This window comes from Corynebacterium breve, from assembly GCF_030252165.1.
Lineage (GTDB): Bacteria > Actinomycetota > Actinomycetes > Mycobacteriales > Mycobacteriaceae > Corynebacterium > Corynebacterium breve.
Genome location: NZ_CP126969.1, coordinates 1,172,499 through 1,190,867, shown reverse-complemented (window position 1 = coordinate 1,190,867; position 18,369 = coordinate 1,172,499). Strand labels below are relative to the sequence as shown.

Here is an 18,369-nt window from a genome sequence, read left to right as displayed (position 1 = left end):
GCGGGACTGATTCAATTGATAGAAAAGGGAGATCATTCGTGGCGCTGACTGAAAAGGCCAAAAGCGAACTATTGGCTGCTCGATCATCCAGCCAGGATTCTCGAGCAGCGGAAGCGACGGCCATGATCCGGTATGCCGGAGAGATCAGTCAGGGTATCCAAGGGCTCGCAATCACTGCGGATTTTGATGATCGCCAGATCGCTGAGCATCTTGCGACGCTCTTAGAAGAAGTCCATCCCGCCAAGATCACGGTGACGACCTTGGCACCGGGAGCCACTAATCGTGAAACTCGCCATCAGGTGAAAGTGGTCGATGGCGCGGAGGAGCTCATTCGACGCCTCAAGCTCGTGACCTCGTCGGGGCATCCAGTAGTAGGCCTGCCACGCGAGGTTATTTCGGGCACGATCAGCGATGTTGAAGGAGCGTGGCGCGGAGCGTTTCTGGCTCGAGGGATTCTTTCGGAACCTGGTCGTACCACGACGCTAGAGGTCGTGTGTCCGCGGCAAGAAGCCGCACTTGCTCTCGTAGGCCTCGCGCGTCGTCTAGGAGTCACTGCAAAAACGAAGGAATCTCGAGGGATCGAGCGGGTGGTCGTCCGAGACGGTGATGCAATCGGAGTTCTTCTAACTCGCATCGGTGCGCAACGTACACGATTGGAATGGGACGAGAAGCGCCGCAAACGCGCTGCTAAAAATCAGGGCAGCAGGTCAATCGTGTTTGATGATGCGAACCTACGTCGATCCGCACAGGCGGCTGCGGCTGCCGCCGCACGCGTGAAGCGCGCCATGGAAATTCTCGGTGATGACGTGCCGGAGCACTTGGCGGAAGCCGGGTATCTTCGCGTGCAACACCGGCATGCTTCGCTAGAAGAGCTGGGGCGCCTGGCTGACCCTCAGATGACGAAAGATGCCGTGGCGGGAAGGATTCGCCGGCTGCTGTCGATGGCGGACAAGCGTGCCGCGGATCTTGGAATCCCGGATACACACGCCGCAGTCACAGACGACTCGGTTGACGAAGTGTGACACTCTCTGCAAGAAAGTGTGGCCAACGTCACTAATCACTTTAGGTGATAAGGCATCATTTTTAGATCCGCTCGCGGGGGTAGCGAAAATTTGGTGTGACCATAGTTTTAGCTGGAAATGGGGTTCAGAACTAACTTTTCCGAAAGTGGGAATGTGACTGTTTGTGCCCAAAAGATCATTGTTGACTTTGAACTGCACGTAGCCGGAAAAGAACTTCTGCACGGTCGCCTAAACATCGCTACACTGAAACACGTCGGACAAAGATCGCAGCTAGAACGGTGTTTTGGCGGCGAGCAAGTCCGGAGACAACCCCGACACAAGAGGAGAAAACTCAGTGACTACCCGCATTGGTATCAATGGCTTCGGCCGTATCGGCCGCAACTTCTTCCGCGCAGTTGAGAAGTACGGCTCTGACCTTGAGATCGTTGCAGTTAACGATCTAACCGACAACGCAACCCTGGCAACCCTGCTGAAGTACGACTCCATCTTGGGTCGCCTGGAAAAGGAAATCACTTCCGACGACGAGTCCATCACCGTCGATGGCAAGCGCATCGCTGTCTACGCTGAGCGCGATCCAAAGAACATTCCTTGGAACAAGCACGAAGTTGACATCGTCATCGAGTCCACCGGTATTTTCCGCGACGCAAAGGACGTTCAGGTTCACCTGGACAACGGAGCAAAGAAGGCAATCATCTCCGCGCCTGCAAAGAACGAAGACGCAACCTTCGTCTGGGGTGTGAACGACCAGGATTACGATCCTGAGAACCACAACATCATCTCCGCTGCATCTTGCACCACCAACTGCCTGGCTCCAATGGCAAGGTTCTGGACGACACCTTCGGTATCGAGTCCGGCCTGATGACCACCATCCACGCATACACCGGCGACCAGCGTCTGCACGACGCTCCTCACAAGGACCTGCGTCGCGCACGTGCAGCTGCACAGAACATCGTTCCAACCTCCACCGGTGCAGCTAAGGCTGTCGCGCTGGTTCTTCCACAGCTGAAGGGCAAGCTGGACGGCTTCGCAATGCGCGTACCAGTGATCACCGGCTCTGCAACCGACCTGACCTTCGTTTCCAAGAAGGAAACCACTGTTGAGGAAGTCAACGCAGCGATCAAGGCAGCTGCAGCTGACGAGCGCTTCGGCCAGGCACTTGCTTACACCGAGGACCCAATCGTTTCCACCGACATCGTCACCGACTCCCACGGCTCCATTTTCGACGCTGGCCTGACCAAGGTCATCGACGGCAAGGTAGTCAAGGTTGTTTCTTGGTACGACAACGAGTGGGGCTACACCTGCCAGATGCTTCGTCTGACCGAAGACGTTGCAGCGAAGCTCTAATCTCGCGTCCCCGAGCTGCCTCGTAGCAGCGTAAACAACCGGCGGCCCGGGGTGTGTTTGAAGCACACTTCGGGCCGCCGTTTCTCATCTAAACTAGTAACGAATCCCATTTAGCCAAGGAGAAAGTCAACATGACTGTTAAGAACCTGCAGGATCTGCTCGACGAAGGTGTCCAGGGCCGTCACGTACTGCTTCGCGCGGACTTCAACGTTCCGCTCAACGACGCAGGAGAGATCACCGACGAAGGTCGAATCGACGCATCCCTACCTACCATCAAGGCGCTGCTCGACGGTGGTGCAAAGGTCATCGCAATGGCACACCTCGGTCGTCCAAAGGGCGAGGTAAACCCAAAGTTCTCCCTGCAGCCCGTAGCTAACGCTCTGTCCGAGAAGCTCGGCCAGTTCGTCGCTCTTGCAGCTGACGTTGTCGGCGAAGATGCGCATGAGCGCGCTAACGGACTCACCGATGGTGAAATCCTCCTGCTGGAGAACGTGCGCTTCGACGCTCGCGAAACCTCCAAGGATGAGGCTGAGCGCGGCGAATTCGCTGACCAGCTGGTAGCACTTGCAGCAGACAACGGTGTTTTCGTCTCCGACGGATTCGGCGTAGTCCACCGCGCACAGACCTCCGTCTACGACGTCGCAAAGCGTCTTCCTGCATTTGCTGGCACCTTGGTGGAGAAGGAAGTTTCCACCTTGGGCCAGGTGAAGGAGAACCCAGAGTCCCCATACGTAGTTGTGCTTGGTGGCTCCAAGGTTTCCGACAAGCTCGGCGTAATTGAGGCCCTCGCTCAGAAGGCAGACAAGATCATCATCGGCGGCGGAATGTGCTACACCTTCCTCACCGCACAGGGATACAACACCCAGAACTCCCTGCTGCAAGAAGAGATGGTAGATACCTGCAAGGATCTCCTCGAGCGCTTCGGCGAGAAGATCGTTCTTCCGGTTGACTTGGTTGTTGCGTCCGAGTTCTCCAACGACGCAGAGCGCAAGGAAGTTGGGCTTGACGGTACACCTGAAGGCTGGATGTCTTTGGACATCGGACCTGAGTCCGTGAAGAAGTTCGCTGAGGTCATCGCTTCTTCCAAGACTGTTTTCTGGAACGGTCCGATGGGCGTTTTCGAATTGCCTAACTTCTCCCAGGGCACCGCTGGTGTCGCACAGGCAATGATCGATGCGACCGCAAACAATGGTTCCTTCACCGTCGTCGGTGGCGGCGACTCCGCAGCGTCCGTGCGAGTCCTCGGCCTGAACGAGGATGGCTTCTCCCACATTTCCACCGGCGGCGGCGCATCCCTCGAGTTCCTTGAGGGCAAGGAACTACCAGGCGTTGCAGTTCTGAACTCCTAGTTCTTGCCAACCATTGAATCTGAACCACGTTTCTACGAAAGGACCCGATATGGAGCGTAAGCCACTCATCGCCGGCAACTGGAAGATGAACCACGACCACCTGCAGGCAATCGCTGATGCACAGAAGCTTGCGTTTTCTTTCCCGAAGGAAGACTACGACAAGGTCGATGTTGCTCTCACTGTTTCCTTCACCAACCTGCGTTCACTACAGACGCTGGTTGAAGGAGATAGCCTGCAGATCACCTACGGCGCGCAAGACGTTTCGCAGCACGACTCCGGCGCATACACCGGTGAGGTCTCTGGTGAAATGCTTTCGAAGCTCGGCTGTTCTTGGGTTGTCGTGGGACACTCCGAGCGTCGCCAGTACCACAATGAGTCCGACGAGGTGGTCGCAGCTAAAGCTAAGGCTGCTCTGAAATGGGGCATGAGCCCAATCGTCTGTGTCGGTGAGCCGCTGGAGATTCGCGAGGCAGGCACTCACGTTGACTATGTCGTTGAGCAAACTCGCCAGTCACTCGCTGGTCTGTCCAACGAAGAGCTGGCAAAGACAGTCATCGCCTATGAGCCTGTTTGGGCTATCGGCACTGGCAAGGTTGCTAGCTCCTCTGACGCTCAGGAAGTCAACGCTGCGATCCGTGGACTTATCCAGGAAATCTCTACCCCAGAGATTGCCGCAGGAATGCGTATTCTTTACGGCGGTTCTGTAAAGACTGACACCATCGGCGAGATCATTTCCCAACCAGACGTGGACGGCGGCCTTGTTGGTGGCGCGTCTCTCGACGGCTACGAGTTTGCCAAGCTGTGCGCTGCAGCCGCAAACGCAACCAACTAGTGCTTTCCACATAGTTTCTCAGACTAAAGCCTCGGGGCCCGCGTGAATGCTAGGGCTCCGAGGCTTTAGTGTTTTCACCACACTGTCGCCTGATCAGCATCGTGACTTCTCGGTAGTGTAAACTGGCTAAAGTTCGTTTGTACATGAGAAGAGGATCAAACCACAATGACTATGGCACTGCAGATCACCCTGGTGATCGCCGCAATCTTAATGACGGTATTCGTGCTGCTCCACAAGGGCAAAGGTGGTGGCCTGTCTAGCTTGTTTGGCGGTGGCGTGCAATCCAATCTGTCCGGTTCCACTCTCGTTGAAAAGAACCTTGACCGAATCACGATCCTGATGGCCGTCATCTGGATCATCTGCATCGTCGGCCTCAACCTGATTCAGGCATACGCCTAAGATTCAGTCAACAGATTCAGGCAATAATGCCCCGAGGAGCAAATCCGCGGGGCATTTTGCATTGTTAAATCTCAGTGGCGGCGGTTTCAGAGACGAAAAGCACTGTCTCCACACGGCCCTCCGCGCCAGCAGCGGGCCAATCGATCGCCTGGCTACGACGTACAACGTGGCCGGTAGCTTCAGCTTTTTCAGCACCATCGACAAGCAGCCAGACGCGGTTCGCACGTCGCACCGCCGGAAGAGTCAACGTGACTCGCTCCGCTGGTGGCTTTGGGGAATCCTTTACTGGTAGCACTAGTCGCTCGGTCTCAGCAACGTGGGCCGTATGTGGGAAAAGCGAGTTGATATGCCCCTCGTGCCCCATACCTAAGAGATGCAGATCGAAACCCTGAGGAGCAGTCTTTGCCAATACCGATTCATAGTCGGCAGCGGCGTCGTCTAAATCGACCTTACCGAGCCCATAGCCATGAACATGCTCCTGTGGGATTGCGACCTTATCTAACAGCGCCGCGCGTGCTTGGCCTTCATTGGAGTCCGCGTGTGTTACCGGTACGTTGCGTTCGTCACCGAAATACACATGGACTTTTGTCCAGTCAATCCCTGATAGCTGGGCCACGCGTTCAAGCACTTTGATACCTGCAGTCCCACCAGTCAGCACCACGCGTGCACGACCGTCGCCATGAACACCCGAGCTTGACGACGACTGCGCTTGTGCCACAACTTCAATGAAACGGGTGGCGGCATCGTCGACAAGCGTTGCGAGATCAGCGACTTTCTTAACAACAACCATATGAAGTCCTTTGCTAGTGAATCATGACGTGTGTGAGCCCGTCGAGGGCTCGTTGATAGGCAAGATCCGGATCGAGGTGGCGCAGCTCTTCAGATAGACAGTCAGCGTCAGTGCGCATATTCGCGGCAACGAGGGCATCGGGCTGGTGCGGAATGCACAGTCGCATGGTGCGCTCGTCTTGAACCTCGACGATCACAGGGCCGGACTCACGATGGAGAGTAAGCGAGCGGATAGGGAAGAGCTCCTCATCAGAATGCTGCAACTCCGGTGGCGTGGTGTGACGAGTGACCCGGATACGGAGTCGGTCGGAAAGCCATCCGGCGGCAATATCAACACTGGGATTATCAGCAGGTCCCGAAATTTCGGCTGCGGTAATCTCATCATGCGGATAGCGGTCAAGAGCACTGGCGACGATGCCTCGCCACAGGGTGATGCGAGACCACATCATGTCGGAGTCCCCTGGGGCATACCCATTAGACAAGCGCAGCAGGGAATTGCCTGACACGTTGTGGCGCGCATTAGTGATGCGTCGCTGGGCGATTTTGCCCAAAGGGTGTTCGCTGGGGCGCGCTGGTGCGGTAGTTGGCCACCAGGCGACGATCGGAGTATCCGGCAGAAGCAATGGTGTAACGATAGATGCAAGCTGCTCAGTCAGCTCGCCGTAGAGGTGCATAAAGACCATTTCGGAGGCGCCGGCGTCTGCGGCTAGGATCGCCTCGGCATCAAGACGGTTCGGCTTGTCGCGGCCACCGTTGACTAAGACGAGCACGCGGGAGGGGTGCTCGTGCGAAGCATCGCGGACGGTGTCGAGGATTCCGTCAATGTCGTCTTCCTCATGCGCTACGACGATCAGGGTGAGGACACGTCCGGTGGCTAGTGAGTAGTGCTCTTGGGCCTGAAGAAGTGTCTTGGCGATTTTGCTGGTGCTGGTGTCCGGTAGAGAAACAATCATGTTCTTGGAATTATCCTTTCAACCTTTATTTCGCTGGTCCGTTAAGGACGTCGCCAAGTTCTTCCGTGGGCGGACATCATATCGTCAGCGGACTGAGGACCCCAGGTTCCCGCCTCGTACTCATCGGGGCGACCGCTATCTGCCCAGTACTCAATGATTGGATCAAGGATTTCCCAGCTGCGCTCGACTTCCTCGTTGGTGGGAAAGAGGCTGGAGTTTTCCAATAGGGCATCGAGGATGAGGCGCTCGTAGGCTTCGGGACTTTCCTCTGTGAATGCCTCGGAGTAGGAGAAGTCCATGTTCACGTCGCGGACTTCCATCGTCGATCCCGGGACCTTAGAACCGAATCGCATGAGAACACCCTCGTCAGGCTGAACACGGATGACAACCGCGTTGGCGCCCAAGAACGCCGCCTGGGAATCGCTAAATGGTTGATGAGGTGCTTCTTTGAAAACGAGGGCAATCTCCGTCACGCGACGGCCGAGTCGCTTTCCTGTGCGCAGGTAGAAGGGAACACCGGCCCAACGACGTGAGTTGATCTGCAGCGTACAAGCTGCGTAGGTTTCGGTTGTGGAGTTCGGATCGAACCCCTCTTCCTCGCGAAGTCCCACGACCTTCTCGGATCCTTGCCACCCCGCCGTGTACTGTCCACGTGCCGTGGTCTCGCTAAATGGCTCCACTGGGGTGGTGGCGCGCAGGATTTTGAGCTTCTCAGCGCGCAGGGCACGCGGTGAGAAACTTGTAGGTTCTTCCATGGCCACCAGCGCGAGCAGTTGAATCAAGTGATTCTGGATAACATCGCGGGCTGCGCCGATGCCGTCGTAATAGCCCGCGCGTCCGCCAAGGCCGATGTCTTCAGCCATGGTGATTTGAACATGGTCAATATAGTGCGAGTTCCACAGTGGCTCGAAGAGCTGATTAGCAAAACGCAGAGCGAGAATATTCTGCACTGTTTCTTTACCCAAGTAGTGGTCGATGCGGAACACCGACTTCTCGGGGAATACATGATTGACTACGGCGTTAAGGTCTTGGGCGGATTCGAGATCATCGCCAAAAGGTTTTTCAATGATCACGCGGCGCCACTGGTTGTCGGCACCCTGAGCCATGCCCGTGCGATCGAGCTGATGCACCACGTCTGAGAAGAAGGCAGGCGGAACAGAAAGGTAAAACGCCCAGTTGCCTGCCGTACCCCGCGTAGCGTCCATGTGGCCCAGTGTTGCAGCGAGATTATCAAAAGCTTCGTCATCGTTGAACGCACCGGACACAAAGTGCATACCTTCCGCTAGGCGTTCCCAGACGTGTTCGCGAATTTTGGTGCGCGCCCCTGACTCAACGGCTTGGCGTACGTAGTCTTCAAAGTCCTGCTTCGACCACTCACGACGGCCAAATCCAACGAGCGTGAAGCCCGCAGGTAGAAGGCCACGGTTGGCAAGGTCATAGACAGCTGGCAGGAGCTTGCGACGCGCCAGATCGCCCGTCACTCCGAAGATCACCATGCCTGATGGTCCAGCTATGCGCGGAAGGCGTTTATCTTCGGGTGCCCGGAGTGGGTTTACCCATGCAGTTTCGCTGCTTTTCACTGAAAACACCTTTCGCTTAGAACTATGTAGAGACAAAAATACCAATATCCCGGCTACCGACTAATGTAGTCGGGAACCGGGAATGGGGCGTAATTCAATCCGCAGGGCGGTTTACTTCAGGCGAGTCTCCATCGAATCAAGGAGATCCTGCCACGAAGAAACGAACTTTTCCACGCCTTCACGTTCGAGAACCTTTACCACGTCTTCAAGATCGATGCCGACTTGCTCAAGCTGGTCGAACACCTGCTGCGCCTCAGCGCCAGCGTGGGTCAAAGTATCGCCGTGGAGACCACCGTCCGCGATCGCAGCGTTGATGGTGTTCTCGGGCATGGTGTTAACGGTTTCTGGGCCTGCGAGTTCAGTAACGTACATTGCCGCTGGGTACTCGGGGTTCTTCACGCCGGTCGATGCCCAGAGTGGACGCTGCTTATTCGCACCCGTTGGAAGCTCGGCGGCGAATTCCTTAAGAAACAGCTGGTAAGCAAGCTGTGCGTTAGCGATGCCTGCCTTGCCTTTGAGCGCTTTAGCTTCTTCGGTACCAATCGCATCCAAGCGGTTGTCCACCTCGGTGTCCATTCGCGATACGAAGAAGGATGCCACGGAGTGAATGTTAGAAACGTCGATGCCTGCGTCATAGGCGCGCTGGATGCCTTCTTTGTATGCGTCGATGACCTGCTTGTAGCGGTCGACGGAGAAGATCAGGGTGACGTTCACGGAAATTCCCTCTGCCAATGCGTCAGCAATGGCAGGAAGAGACTCGTCGGTAGCTGGAATCTTGATCATCACATTCGGACGGTCAACCTTCTCCCACAGTTCACGTGCCTGGGCAATTGTCGCCGCGTGATCTGCGGAAATACGTGGGTCAACCTCGATGGAAACGCGGCCGTCTTTACCGCCGGTTGACTCGTAGACGTCGAGGAACAAGTCGCAGGCGTCCTGGACGTCCTTGATCGACATCGCGTAGACGGCCTCGTCTACGGATGAGCCGCCTACCTTGAGCTCTTCGATCTGCTCGTCGTAAGCGTTGCCCTTGGTCATGGCAGAGGAGAAAATCGCAGGGTTGGTGGTTACGCCAACGATGGACTTTTCCTTCTTCACCTCGGCGAGGTTGCCGGAAGTAATGCGTTCGCGGGACAGGTCATCCAGCCAAGTGGAGGTACCCAGTGTAGCAAGATCATCGATAGTGGTCATAGAATCTTCCTTTCAAAACGAACTGGTGGGGGCGTAGTACTACTGAACGTGGTGGCGGAGAACGGCGACAGATTCCTTCGCTGCATCGACGACCGCGTCAACGGTGAATCCAAAGCGTTCGAACAGTTCTTCGCCGGCAGCCGACGCACCGAAGTGCTCGAGAGAAACGTTGCGGCCGAAGGTTCCGGTGAACTGGTGCCAAGGCATGGCCACTGCAGCCTCGACGGAGACACGGGCACCAACCTCTGGAGGAAGGATTTCGTTGCGGTATGCGTCATCCTGCTCTAGGAACAGGTCGATGGATGGGACGGAGACTACGCGGGTCGCGGTGCCTTCTCCTTCGAGAACCTTTGCTGCCTCCACCGCAAGCTGTACCTCAGAACCTGATGCCATCAAGATGACGTCCGGGGTTTCCTTGGATGCCTCGACCAAAATGTAAGCACCGCGCGGTACTCCGTCAAACGCCTTTTCCTTGGTTCCTTCAAGGACTGGGAGGTTTTGGCGGGAAAGTGCCAATGCCTTCGGGCGACGAGCGCCTTCGACCGCAGCCTTCCATGCCGCCGAGGTCTCGTTGGCATCGGCTGGGCGCAGAACGGTCAGGCCAGGAATTGCGCGCAGGGCAGCGAGGGTTTCTACTGGCTGGTGAGTTGGGCCATCTTCGCCCAGTCCAATGGAGTCGTGAGTAAAGACGTAGTAGTTGTCGATGCCAGAAAGCGCGCCCACGCGGATCGCAGGGTAAAGGTACTCGGAGAAGATGAGGAAGGTACCGCCGTAAACACGGGTTGGGCCGTGCAAAGCGATGCCGTTCATGATTGCGCCCATGGCGTGCTCGCGAATACCGAAGTGCAGGTTGCGTCCGTACGGCTCTGCGGAAAACATCTCAGTGGAGATGGACTGTGGCCCAAAGGAAGGCTCGCCCTTGAGCAATGTGTTGTTGGAGCCTGCGAGGTCTGCAGAGCCGCCCCACAGCTCAGGAAGCACCTTGCCCATTTCTTGCAGAACTGCCTCGGAAGCCTTACGGGTCGCTAGACCCTTTGCGTCTGGCTCCCAAGTTGGGAAGTTTGCTGCCCAGTCAGCGGGGAGCTCGCCCGCCTGAAGGCGATCGAAAAGCTCCTTCTTCTCTGGGTTAGCTGCTGCCCACGCGTCAAACTTCTTCTGCCACTCGGCGTGCTTGTCCGCACCGCGGGTGCGAAGCTCACGGGTATGGGCCAGGATGTCTTCGTCTTCAGGAAAGGACACAGCTTCGTCGAAACCGAGGGCCTTCTTGGTCGCAGCAACCTCTTCGTCGCCAAGTGCTGCACCGTGCACTGCGCCGGTGTTCATCATGGTGGGAGCTGGGTAGCCAATGACCGTCTTCAGACGAATGATAGTTGGACGTGCAGTGTCCTTCTTGGCTTCTTCGACGGCCTCAAGAATTCCTGCGACATCTTCACCTGAACCGACCTCGAGGGTCTGCCAGCCATAGGCCTCGTAGCGCTTCATGACGTCCTCGGTGAAAGCGATCTGGGTGTCGTCTTCGATCGAGATGCGGTTGTCATCCCAGAAAAGGATCAAATTGCCCAGCTGCTGGGTGCCTGCGAGGGAGGAAGCTTCCGAGGTGATGCCTTCCTGGAGACATCCGTCGCCAGCGATGACATAGATAAAGTGGTCAAAAGGTGACTCGCCAGCTGCCGCCTCGGGATCGAACAAGCCGCGCTCACGACGAGCGGCCATCGCCATACCGACAGCGGAAGCAAGGCCCTGGCCGAGCGGACCGGTGGTGATCTCTACGTGGTCCGTGTGGTTGTACTCAGGGTGGCCGGGGGTCTTGGCACCCCAGGTGCGAAGCGCTTTGAGGTCTTCCATCTCTAGGCCGAGGCCGCCAAGGTATAGCTGGACGTACTGAGTCAAGGAAGAGTGACCGTTGGACAAAACGAACCGGTCGCGACCTACCCAATCCTTATCGTTTGGGTCAATGTCCATGATCTTCTGGTACAGGGTGTAAGCCAGTGGTGCCAATGACATTGCTGTACCAGGGTGACCGGAACCAACGTTCTGAACGGCGTCTGCCGCCAGGATGCGGGCGGTGTCGATTGCTCGAGTATCCTTCTCCGACCAGTCTTCTGGGTAGCGACGTTCAGTCATTGCTTGAAGTTCGGGGGACAGAGTCACAATTTCCTCACTTTGTACGTTGGGTAGCTAGAAATCCTTGTTCCTACCGGCTGTAATCTACAGCAAGCAGGGGACGGGAGAATGTATTAGATCACGTCAGTACCTAGCTTAGTGATTTTTGTCGTCGAAATGGTCATATCTGATAAATAGTTCTCTGGAACTCGAATGCCAAGAGAAACTGCCAGAACACCGGGGTGGGATTAGGGGCGTGTTAGTAGGTACGGGTACGATCGTGCAGGAGATTGCACAGATTTTGGCGTGAGGGAACTTTCTTTCTGTTTTGTCCGACTAAGTCTGTAGATGTGTCCGCAACGTGGACCCCGCGCTCGAGAGGTTCTGGGCGTAGAACGAGGTAAGAGGAGTTATTCTTTGGAGACAATCAAGGCCTATTTCGCGCTGACGAAACCAAGGGTCATTGAACTCCTTTTAGTAGCCGCTATCCCGGCCATGCTGCAGGCAAACCGTGGAGACATCGACGTGCTGCTCATTCTGGGCACCCTCGTCGGAGGTTGGATGGGTGCTGGCGCGGCCAATACCTTTAATATGGTTGCGGATTATGACATCGACCAGAAGATGGGCCGAACCCGCGCGCGACCACTCGTTCGACATAAGATCACCAAGGCAAAAGCAGCTATTTTCGCGTGGGTGCTATTAGTAATCAGCGTGCTTTGGCTAGGCCTGCTGTGTCACTCGTGGCTCGCGGCTTTCTTCATCCTGCTGACCAACTGGTTCTATATCTACGTTTACACCAAATGGCTCAAGCGGAGGACGTGGCAAAACGTTATCTGGGGCGGAGCAGCAGGATGCATGCCTGTCTTGGTTGGTTGGGCAGTAATCCGCGATAACGTCCAGGATGAGTCGCCTGATCAGTGGTGGCAGGCTGTAGTTTTGTTCTTGATCATCTTCTTCTGGACGCCACCGCACACGTGGGCTCTTGCGATGAAGTACCGGGACGATTACGCCAAGGCCGGCGTGCCTATGCTTCCGGTTATTGCATCACCGGTGAAGACCACCCAGCAGATTCTGCTGTATTCGTGGCTGACCGTCTTGACTTCGTTCCTGCTTATCCCAGCTGCCTCCTGGATCTACCTAGTCGCGGCACTGGGTACCGGCCTCGTGTTCCTTGTGATGGCAACACGCCTGCACAACGGAGTTAAAGCTGGTGAGAACGTGAAACCGCTCAAGCTTTTCATTCTGTCGAACAACTACCTGGCAGTATTATTTATCGGCCTGTCGGTCGATGCGGTCCTCGGCTGGACCAGCATCGGCGACATGCTTGGCTGGAACTTGACTCTTTTCTAGTTCCTAGTCCTGGATACGCAGCACGATCGATCCTGTGGTTTTGCGGCTCTGGAGATCTTCGTGAGCTTTACGCGCATCCGCAAGCGCATAGTGCGCGCCAACACGGAAGTTCAAACTTCCTTCTTCAATCGCTCGAGTCACTGCTTGTGCGCGCATCCGGAACTCGTCATCTGTCGCGGTATACGCGCCTAGCGACGGGCGAGTGAGAAAGATTGAACCGTGAGTATTCAGAATCTGCGGGTCGATGGGGTCTACAGGGCCGGACGCAGCTCCAAAGAGACACACGAGACCGCGCGGGCGGACAGCTTCCAGCGACTCACCGAAAGTTTCCTTACCTACGCCGTCATACACAACGTCGACACCACGGCCGCCGTTGCGGCGACGCACGATCTCAGCCAAGTTGTCGCTGTAGCGAAATACTTCAGTGGCACCTGCTTCGTAAGCCAGCTTCTCTTTCTCGTCGGAGGAGACCACTGAATAGACCGTCGCGCCTGCAGTACGTGCCATTTGTGTCGCTAATAGGCCGACGCCACCTGCTCCAGCGGTCAGCAGAATTGAGTCGCCTTCTTGAGTGTCTCTGACACCGTGGATTAAATAGTGCGCGGTCATTCCCTGGAGCAGCATCGACGCTGCAACGTCATGAGAAATTCCCTCCGGCACAGCGACTAGGCGATTGCGCGGGACAGCAGCAATCTCTGCGTATGATCCTGCCGTACCAGTCCACGCCACCACGGTTCCTTCCGCGATCTCGCCTTTCGGATCCTCAATGACGCGACCGCAGCCCTCTTGGCCCGGGATAAAAGGCAGCTCGTAATGGTAGATGCCCTCGCGGTAGTAGGTGTCGATATAGTTAATGCCGGCCACGGTGACCTCAACGAGGACCTGGTCGGCATTGGGAACTGGCTCAGGTACGTCAGTGTAAGTGAGTACCTCGGGCCCACCTGTTTTAGTGATCTGGATAGCTTTCATACTTCCAGGCTACAGAATTACTTCTCTGTTTAAGCAGAAATTGATTCTCTACTGGCCTCGGCGCTGGGCGCTTGTCGACGAACGCCGTGCGCGAAGAGGAATGCGCTAAACGCGACGACGACACCGGACATAGCGATGTGTAATGGCACGGTCCAGCGTGGTACGCCAAGGTAGAACTGCGATAGACCGATAGCCCATTGGATGATGATCATGCCGATGAGCACCAGTGCGGTATTTTTCGCGGCCTTGGACGCGTGCTGGCGCCACAGCATCCACACAACGACAATCGTTGCTGCGAGGTACATGTACATGCAGGCTGCGTGTACGAATGCGAGCAACTCGGTATCTATTTGAAGACGACCATCCATACCAACTCCGTCGTCGCCTGAGTGTGGGCCAGAACCGGTGACCATGGTGCCGGTCATCAGAACGGCGGAAAGAGCGATAGCGGAAATCACTGTCAGAGTGCGGATACCCGTAGAGAAAAAGCGCGTTGGAACGCCGGAATCGGGCTCCGCAATGCGCATATAGAGGATCGCGGCAATCCAGACGAGGATCATAGAGGGCAGGAAGTGGATAGCAACGGCCCACCATTTCAGGTCGAGAAGAACCGAGATTCCCCCAATTACAGCCTGAAGGATTATGCCTAATCCGGAAACAAATGCCAGCGTCATGATCTCTCGACGCCGCTTCGCCTTATAAACTGCGATAAACAAGGCCAAAGCGATAGCGGCTACCACAAAAGCAAGCAGGCGGTTGCCGAACTCGATAGCTTGGTGAATCCAAGGCGCAGCACCCGCGACAGGAACGAGAGAACCTTCGTGACATAGTGGCCAGGTGTCACAGCCCAGTCCAGAGCCGGTGACGCGAACCAGAGAGCCCGTGACGGTGATTCCGCCTTGGGCGATGAGCAAGACCATCGCCAGGATTCGTTGGGTGCGAAGCGTTGGACCTTGGGAGGACGTCTGCTCACCGGAGGTGGCGGATGAGTCGGTGGATGTAGTGGTACTCACTGTGCAAATTTTCCTTGCTGCAATCAAACTTTGGTATGACTGAAATACTAGCTGGTTTACCCGTCAAAACGGAACCATTTGACTGCAGCGGTCGTCGCTAATGCAGTCCAGATAAACAGCGATGCCCATGCGGCTAGGTGAATTGAGCCCTGAAAGGCGGCGATGAGCGCAGTGGTCAAAGCGACCGAGGGGACAATAATCCATGCTCCTGGCGAAGTGATATCGCCGGTAGAAACCACATAGCCCGCAATGCCGACAAGGACCAGCCATAAAAGGTTGCCAAGTGCAAGCACGACTTCCGAGCTCAATGTGCCGCCCATCAGCAGCCCCAGCGACGTAAATGCAATCACGCCAACTATGAGGGCTATCACTCCGAGAACAAACTCGAGAGGCGAAACGCGCCAGCCAAGTACAAACGCTATGAGAGATATCAATACCACTTGGACAATAGCCATCGCGAGTACGCCAAGGATCTTTCCCACGATCGTCGTCCAGCGAGGGACCCCAGACGCTCCATTTCGTTTGAGCGCACCATAGCGTCGATCGAAGGCGAGGGAAATGCCTTGCCCCGTGAAGCCTGCGCTGGTCGCAGCAATCGCAAGCACCATCGGGACGATATCGTCCAAGGTTACCTCGCCCAGCAGAGGCAATTTGGTGGTGGCGATGAGCGCAGCGATCGGGATGAACAAGCTCAGGAGTATCTGTTCACCATTGCGAAACAGCAGCTTACTTTCGATGGCGCCCTGCGCGAGCGACATGCTCAAAGCCGACGCGCGCTGCGGTGCGGGGGTAAATGTGCCTGCCGGGATATCTTTTACGTTCATCTACTTAACTCCTCAATTCACGACCGGTGAGATCAAGGAAAACCTCTTCCAAGTTCCGATGCGTAATTCCCAGCTCACGGATTTGCACGCCTTGTCGCGCGGCCTCGACGGTGAGCTGCGCAATGAGCTCAGGAGAAGGATCCCCATCCACCCGGTAGTGCAGGGGGCGCACCGCTTGCACGCTTAACGACGACCCTCTCGCCTGATCCACATCAAACGTTGTCTCGGTGTTAAACAAGAGCCAATCCTGCTGCGTTCCGGATGTGAGTTCAGCCGGGGTACCTTGAGCCACAATTTTTCCGTGGTCGATGATGATGACGTTGTCGGCGAGCGCTTCCGCCTCGTCCATCAAGTGGGTGGTCAAAACTACGGTTGTCCCGTCGTCACGGATGCGAGAGACAAGGTCCCACACCATCAGGCGAGATTGGGCGTCCATGCCCGCGGTGGGCTCATCGAGGAAGACCAGCTCCGGTTTGCCAATCAGGGAAAGAGCGAGGGACAGGCGTTGCTTTTGTCCGCCAGAGAGACGTCGATAAGTGGTGTTTGCGGCATCCTGCAGACCAACGAGCTCAAGCAACCAGTCGGGATCGTGCGGGTCGGCGTTGTAGCTAGCGGAGAGTTTGAGCATTTCGCGCACTTTGATCGCGTTATACGAACCGCCTCCTTGGAGCATGATCCCGATGCGCGATCGCACCTGCTCGCCCTGGGTCACGGGATCACATCCCAGAACCGAGATATCACCAGCGGATGGTTTTTGAAACCCTTCACACATTTCGATGGTGGTGGTCTTACCGGCACCGTTGGGGCCGAGAAGTGCCAACACGGTGCCCTGGGAGACCTCGAAGCTCAGACCGTCTACTGCGGTTACCTCACCAAAGGATTTGGACACATTGTCCAGTAAGAGGGCTGGTCCATCAAAGGTTGTACTCACGGGTCTTAGGTTAGCTGATGCACCCGATTAGTCCGAAGCCAGAGTATGGCCAGCGTTGCAAGAACAATGCCGGCGACGATCGCTGAACTATAGATTGTCAAAACCGTCGATGCCGGTAGGGCAAGTCCGCGGGGGAGAACGAGAAAACTGAAAACTGCAGAGTATGCCACTACGGCCTGTCGGAAAAACGGCCGGTTAGCCCACGCCGCCAGTGGGAGGATAGCCCAAAGCATGTACCACGGGTGAACAACGGGGAAAAGAATCACCAGTACAAACGTGGCAACCCCCAAACCACCGACTGGGTGAATAGAGCCTTTGTAGGTGGCCCAGAGCATGCGGAGCAGAAACGCGATGGCAATGAGCACGCCGACTAAGCGTGTGACTGCAAGCAAGGCATCGGTGTGGTCGCCAAGACCCAAAAGCATGCCTATGAATCCGAAAATGACCCCGATGTCTGTGCTGACGGACAGCCAGCTCCGAATTGTCGCAGCACCACCTTGCCCGGTGACCCACCCCAATCCGATTCCAGTGATCCAGGAAACAACGGCGGTTGTGCTAACCAAGAGGGAGACCTGAACGAGTACGGCCTGGATGAGGCCTTTCCATCCACCGATGGCTCGGGCTACTGCCATACCTGTAAAGCCGAGCGCCATAAACCCTGTGACCTTGACAAGGCCTGCGCAGGTGATCAGTACACCAGAAAAAATTATGAAACTCCACGCCGGTATCTTGCTCGCCGTTTCAAGCTTGTCGATCCCTCGCAGGCCAACTTCGACGCCGATGAGCATAAAGCCCAGCAAGATGGACTCGTTGTGAATGCCGCCGACGAGGTGCAGGATCGTCAATGGATTGAGAATGCCCAGCCACAGTGCGGTGGCGGGTGCAACGTCACAGCGCCGAGCAAGGGCTGCGATGGCCCAAGACGCGCCAAGTAGACAGACCAGTGAGACGAAGCGGTGCGCCAACACGCCGAGAATGATGGAGTCTTGCGTGATCACCGAGATGGCGGCGGCAATTCCTAGAGCCACGGGACCGTAAGGGCTGGGGGAGTGCGCCCAAATGAACGGCACCGATCGTGCCAAGTGATGCTCCGTGCCCAAAATATTCACCGGACCGGCGGAATACGGATCAAGACCCTGGGCAACAATTGAGCCTTGCGCCAAGTAGGAGTAAATGTCTTGGGTGAATAGCGGAGCGGTGAACAGAAGAGGTAAAGACCACGCGAGGAATGTGCGCATAATCGTGGAATCTGTCACGCCAGAGTTCAACTTCTTCGCGCCCACAAATGGAGCCATCAACACCCAGGCGACGACCATCAGGGCAACACCGATCAACACGACAGCAGAAGAAGCCTGAAGCATACGTGCCATCAACGATCCGCCGGGAAGCAGGCCGAATGGATTGTGCACTACTGGGAGTGCACCGGCGCCAAGGCCGCCTAAGCCGATCAAGAGTGCACCGACGGTGCCCAAGAGCCTGAGAACGCTGAAGCGGTTCATCTCCCGGACAGAGATCCGCTTGACCTGCTTCGGATCTACTCCGGTGCCCCCAACTTGCTCGTGGAGTTGCGCAGAACGAGAACCGGCAGAGCCTAAACGAGGGAGCTCGTCGACAATGCGCGGTTTTTCTGGCTGCCCATCGGGCTGGCGTTTGGTGGTCACAACGGTTCAGTCTACAAAGCTTGGGCAGGTTCCCGGATAGCAAACCGGTGGGTGGACGA

Annotated in this window: 15 protein-coding genes and 1 pseudogene; 6 read left to right on the top strand and 10 right to left on the bottom strand. The window is 56.3% G+C overall.

Annotation, left to right across the window (positions count from 1 at the left end; translation table 11 throughout):
- Nucleotides 1-38: 38 nt before the first annotated feature.
- From whiA to secG, 5 genes and pseudogenes are all read left to right on the top strand, one after another.
- A complete protein-coding gene (gene whiA, locus QP027_RS05825) occupies nt 39-1,022 on the top strand; it encodes a DNA-binding protein WhiA (RefSeq protein ID WP_284826741.1) in 984 nt (327 codons plus the stop codon).
- A 334-nt stretch (nt 1,023-1,356) separates the two neighbouring features.
- Nucleotides 1,357-2,366: pseudogene (gene gap / locus QP027_RS05820) on the top strand (type I glyceraldehyde-3-phosphate dehydrogenase).
- 131 nt (nt 2,367-2,497) lie between these two features.
- The gene (locus QP027_RS05815; protein ID WP_284826740.1) at nt 2,498-3,715 is read left to right on the top strand and encodes a phosphoglycerate kinase; all 1,218 of its coding nucleotides are present in this window, start codon (nt 2,498-2,500) and stop codon (nt 3,713-3,715) included.
- A gap of 49 nt (nt 3,716-3,764) precedes the next feature.
- On the top strand, nt 3,765-4,547 hold the full coding sequence (tpiA, locus tag QP027_RS05810; RefSeq protein WP_284826739.1) for a triose-phosphate isomerase: 783 nt from the start codon (nt 3,765-3,767) through the stop codon (nt 4,545-4,547).
- A 165-nt stretch (nt 4,548-4,712) separates the two neighbouring features.
- Entirely contained in the window at nt 4,713-4,946 is a 234-nt protein-coding gene (secG, locus tag QP027_RS05805; RefSeq protein ID WP_284826737.1) for a preprotein translocase subunit SecG, read from the top strand.
- Between the two features lie 64 nt (nt 4,947-5,010).
- Here secG and pgl read toward each other — a convergent pair whose 3' ends face one another.
- From pgl to tkt, 5 genes are all read right to left on the bottom strand, one after another.
- Nucleotides 5,011-5,736 carry a 6-phosphogluconolactonase gene (gene pgl / locus QP027_RS05800; RefSeq protein ID WP_284826736.1) on the bottom strand — a complete coding sequence of 242 codons (726 nt, stop codon included), beginning with the start codon at nt 5,734-5,736 and terminating at the stop codon, nt 5,011-5,013.
- Between the two features lie 13 nt (nt 5,737-5,749).
- Nucleotides 5,750-6,688, bottom strand: a complete 939-nt coding sequence (locus QP027_RS05795; RefSeq protein WP_284826734.1) for a glucose-6-phosphate dehydrogenase assembly protein OpcA — start codon at nt 6,686-6,688, stop codon at nt 5,750-5,752.
- 41 nt (nt 6,689-6,729) lie between these two features.
- Nucleotides 6,730-8,268, bottom strand: coding sequence for a glucose-6-phosphate dehydrogenase (gene zwf / locus QP027_RS05790; RefSeq protein WP_284826732.1), 1,539 nt, complete (start codon nt 8,266-8,268; stop codon nt 6,730-6,732).
- A gap of 111 nt (nt 8,269-8,379) precedes the next feature.
- Nucleotides 8,380-9,459 (bottom strand): transaldolase, encoded by a 1,080-nt coding sequence (gene tal / locus QP027_RS05785; RefSeq protein WP_284826731.1) that lies wholly within the window; start codon nt 9,457-9,459, stop codon nt 8,380-8,382.
- 39 nt (nt 9,460-9,498) lie between these two features.
- Nucleotides 9,499-11,583, bottom strand: a complete 2,085-nt coding sequence (gene tkt, locus QP027_RS05780) for a transketolase (RefSeq protein ID WP_284826730.1) — start codon at nt 11,581-11,583, stop codon at nt 9,499-9,501.
- A 327-nt stretch (nt 11,584-11,910) separates the two neighbouring features.
- Here tkt and QP027_RS05775 point away from each other — a divergent pair, with 327 nt between their 5' ends.
- Nucleotides 11,911-12,912 (top strand): heme o synthase, encoded by a 1,002-nt coding sequence (locus tag QP027_RS05775; protein WP_284826727.1) that lies wholly within the window; start codon nt 11,911-11,913, stop codon nt 12,910-12,912.
- A 3-nt stretch (nt 12,913-12,915) separates the two neighbouring features.
- Here the strand turns inward: QP027_RS05775 and QP027_RS05770 are convergent, their stop codons facing one another.
- The 5 genes from QP027_RS05770 to mptB are packed head-to-tail and all read right to left on the bottom strand — an operon-like array spanning nt 12,916 to nt 18,310.
- Entirely contained in the window at nt 12,916-13,881 is a 966-nt protein-coding gene (locus tag QP027_RS05770) for a quinone oxidoreductase family protein (RefSeq protein ID WP_284826726.1), read from the bottom strand.
- Between the two features lie 29 nt (nt 13,882-13,910).
- Nucleotides 13,911-14,894 carry a COX15/CtaA family protein gene (locus QP027_RS05765; protein ID WP_284826724.1) on the bottom strand — a complete coding sequence of 328 codons (984 nt, stop codon included), beginning with the start codon at nt 14,892-14,894 and terminating at the stop codon, nt 13,911-13,913.
- Nucleotides 14,895-14,950: 56 nt separating this feature from the next.
- Complete coding sequence (locus QP027_RS05760) at nt 14,951-15,718, bottom strand: ABC transporter permease (RefSeq protein ID WP_284826722.1); 768 nt, start codon at nt 15,716-15,718, stop codon at nt 14,951-14,953.
- A 4-nt stretch (nt 15,719-15,722) separates the two neighbouring features.
- Complete coding sequence (locus QP027_RS05755) at nt 15,723-16,649, bottom strand: ABC transporter ATP-binding protein (protein ID WP_284826720.1); 927 nt, start codon at nt 16,647-16,649, stop codon at nt 15,723-15,725.
- Nucleotides 16,650-16,654: 5 nt separating this feature from the next.
- Nucleotides 16,655-18,310: a polyprenol phosphomannose-dependent alpha 1,6 mannosyltransferase MptB gene (mptB, locus tag QP027_RS05750; protein WP_284826718.1), complete on the bottom strand. Its 1,656-nt coding sequence runs from the start codon at nt 18,308-18,310 to the stop codon at nt 16,655-16,657.
- Nucleotides 18,311-18,369 lie beyond the last annotated feature (59 nt).

What these genes read in the sequence shown, in the direction of transcription:
- tkt (WP_284826730.1), bottom strand. Translation starts at nt 11,583, where the DNA reads ATGACTGAACGTCGCTACCCAGAAGACTGGTCGGAGAAGGATACTCGA.
- pgl (WP_284826736.1), bottom strand. Translation starts at nt 5,736, where the DNA reads ATGGTTGTTGTTAAGAAAGTCGCTGATCTCGCAACGCTTGTCGACGAT.
- tpiA (WP_284826739.1), top strand. Translation starts at nt 3,765, where the DNA reads ATGGAGCGTAAGCCACTCATCGCCGGCAACTGGAAGATGAACCACGAC.
- QP027_RS05775 (WP_284826727.1), top strand. Translation starts at nt 11,911, where the DNA reads ATGTGTCCGCAACGTGGACCCCGCGCTCGAGAGGTTCTGGGCGTAGAA.
- secG (WP_284826737.1), top strand. Translation starts at nt 4,713, where the DNA reads ATGACTATGGCACTGCAGATCACCCTGGTGATCGCCGCAATCTTAATG.
- tal (WP_284826731.1), bottom strand. Translation starts at nt 9,459, where the DNA reads ATGACCACTATCGATGATCTTGCTACACTGGGTACCTCCACTTGGCTG.
- QP027_RS05770 (WP_284826726.1), bottom strand. Translation starts at nt 13,881, where the DNA reads ATGAAAGCTATCCAGATCACTAAAACAGGTGGGCCCGAGGTACTCACT.
- QP027_RS05760 (WP_284826722.1), bottom strand. Translation starts at nt 15,718, where the DNA reads ATGAACGTAAAAGATATCCCGGCAGGCACATTTACCCCCGCACCGCAG.
- QP027_RS05795 (WP_284826734.1), bottom strand. Translation starts at nt 6,688, where the DNA reads ATGATTGTTTCTCTACCGGACACCAGCACCAGCAAAATCGCCAAGACA.
- QP027_RS05815 (WP_284826740.1), top strand. Translation starts at nt 2,498, where the DNA reads ATGACTGTTAAGAACCTGCAGGATCTGCTCGACGAAGGTGTCCAGGGC.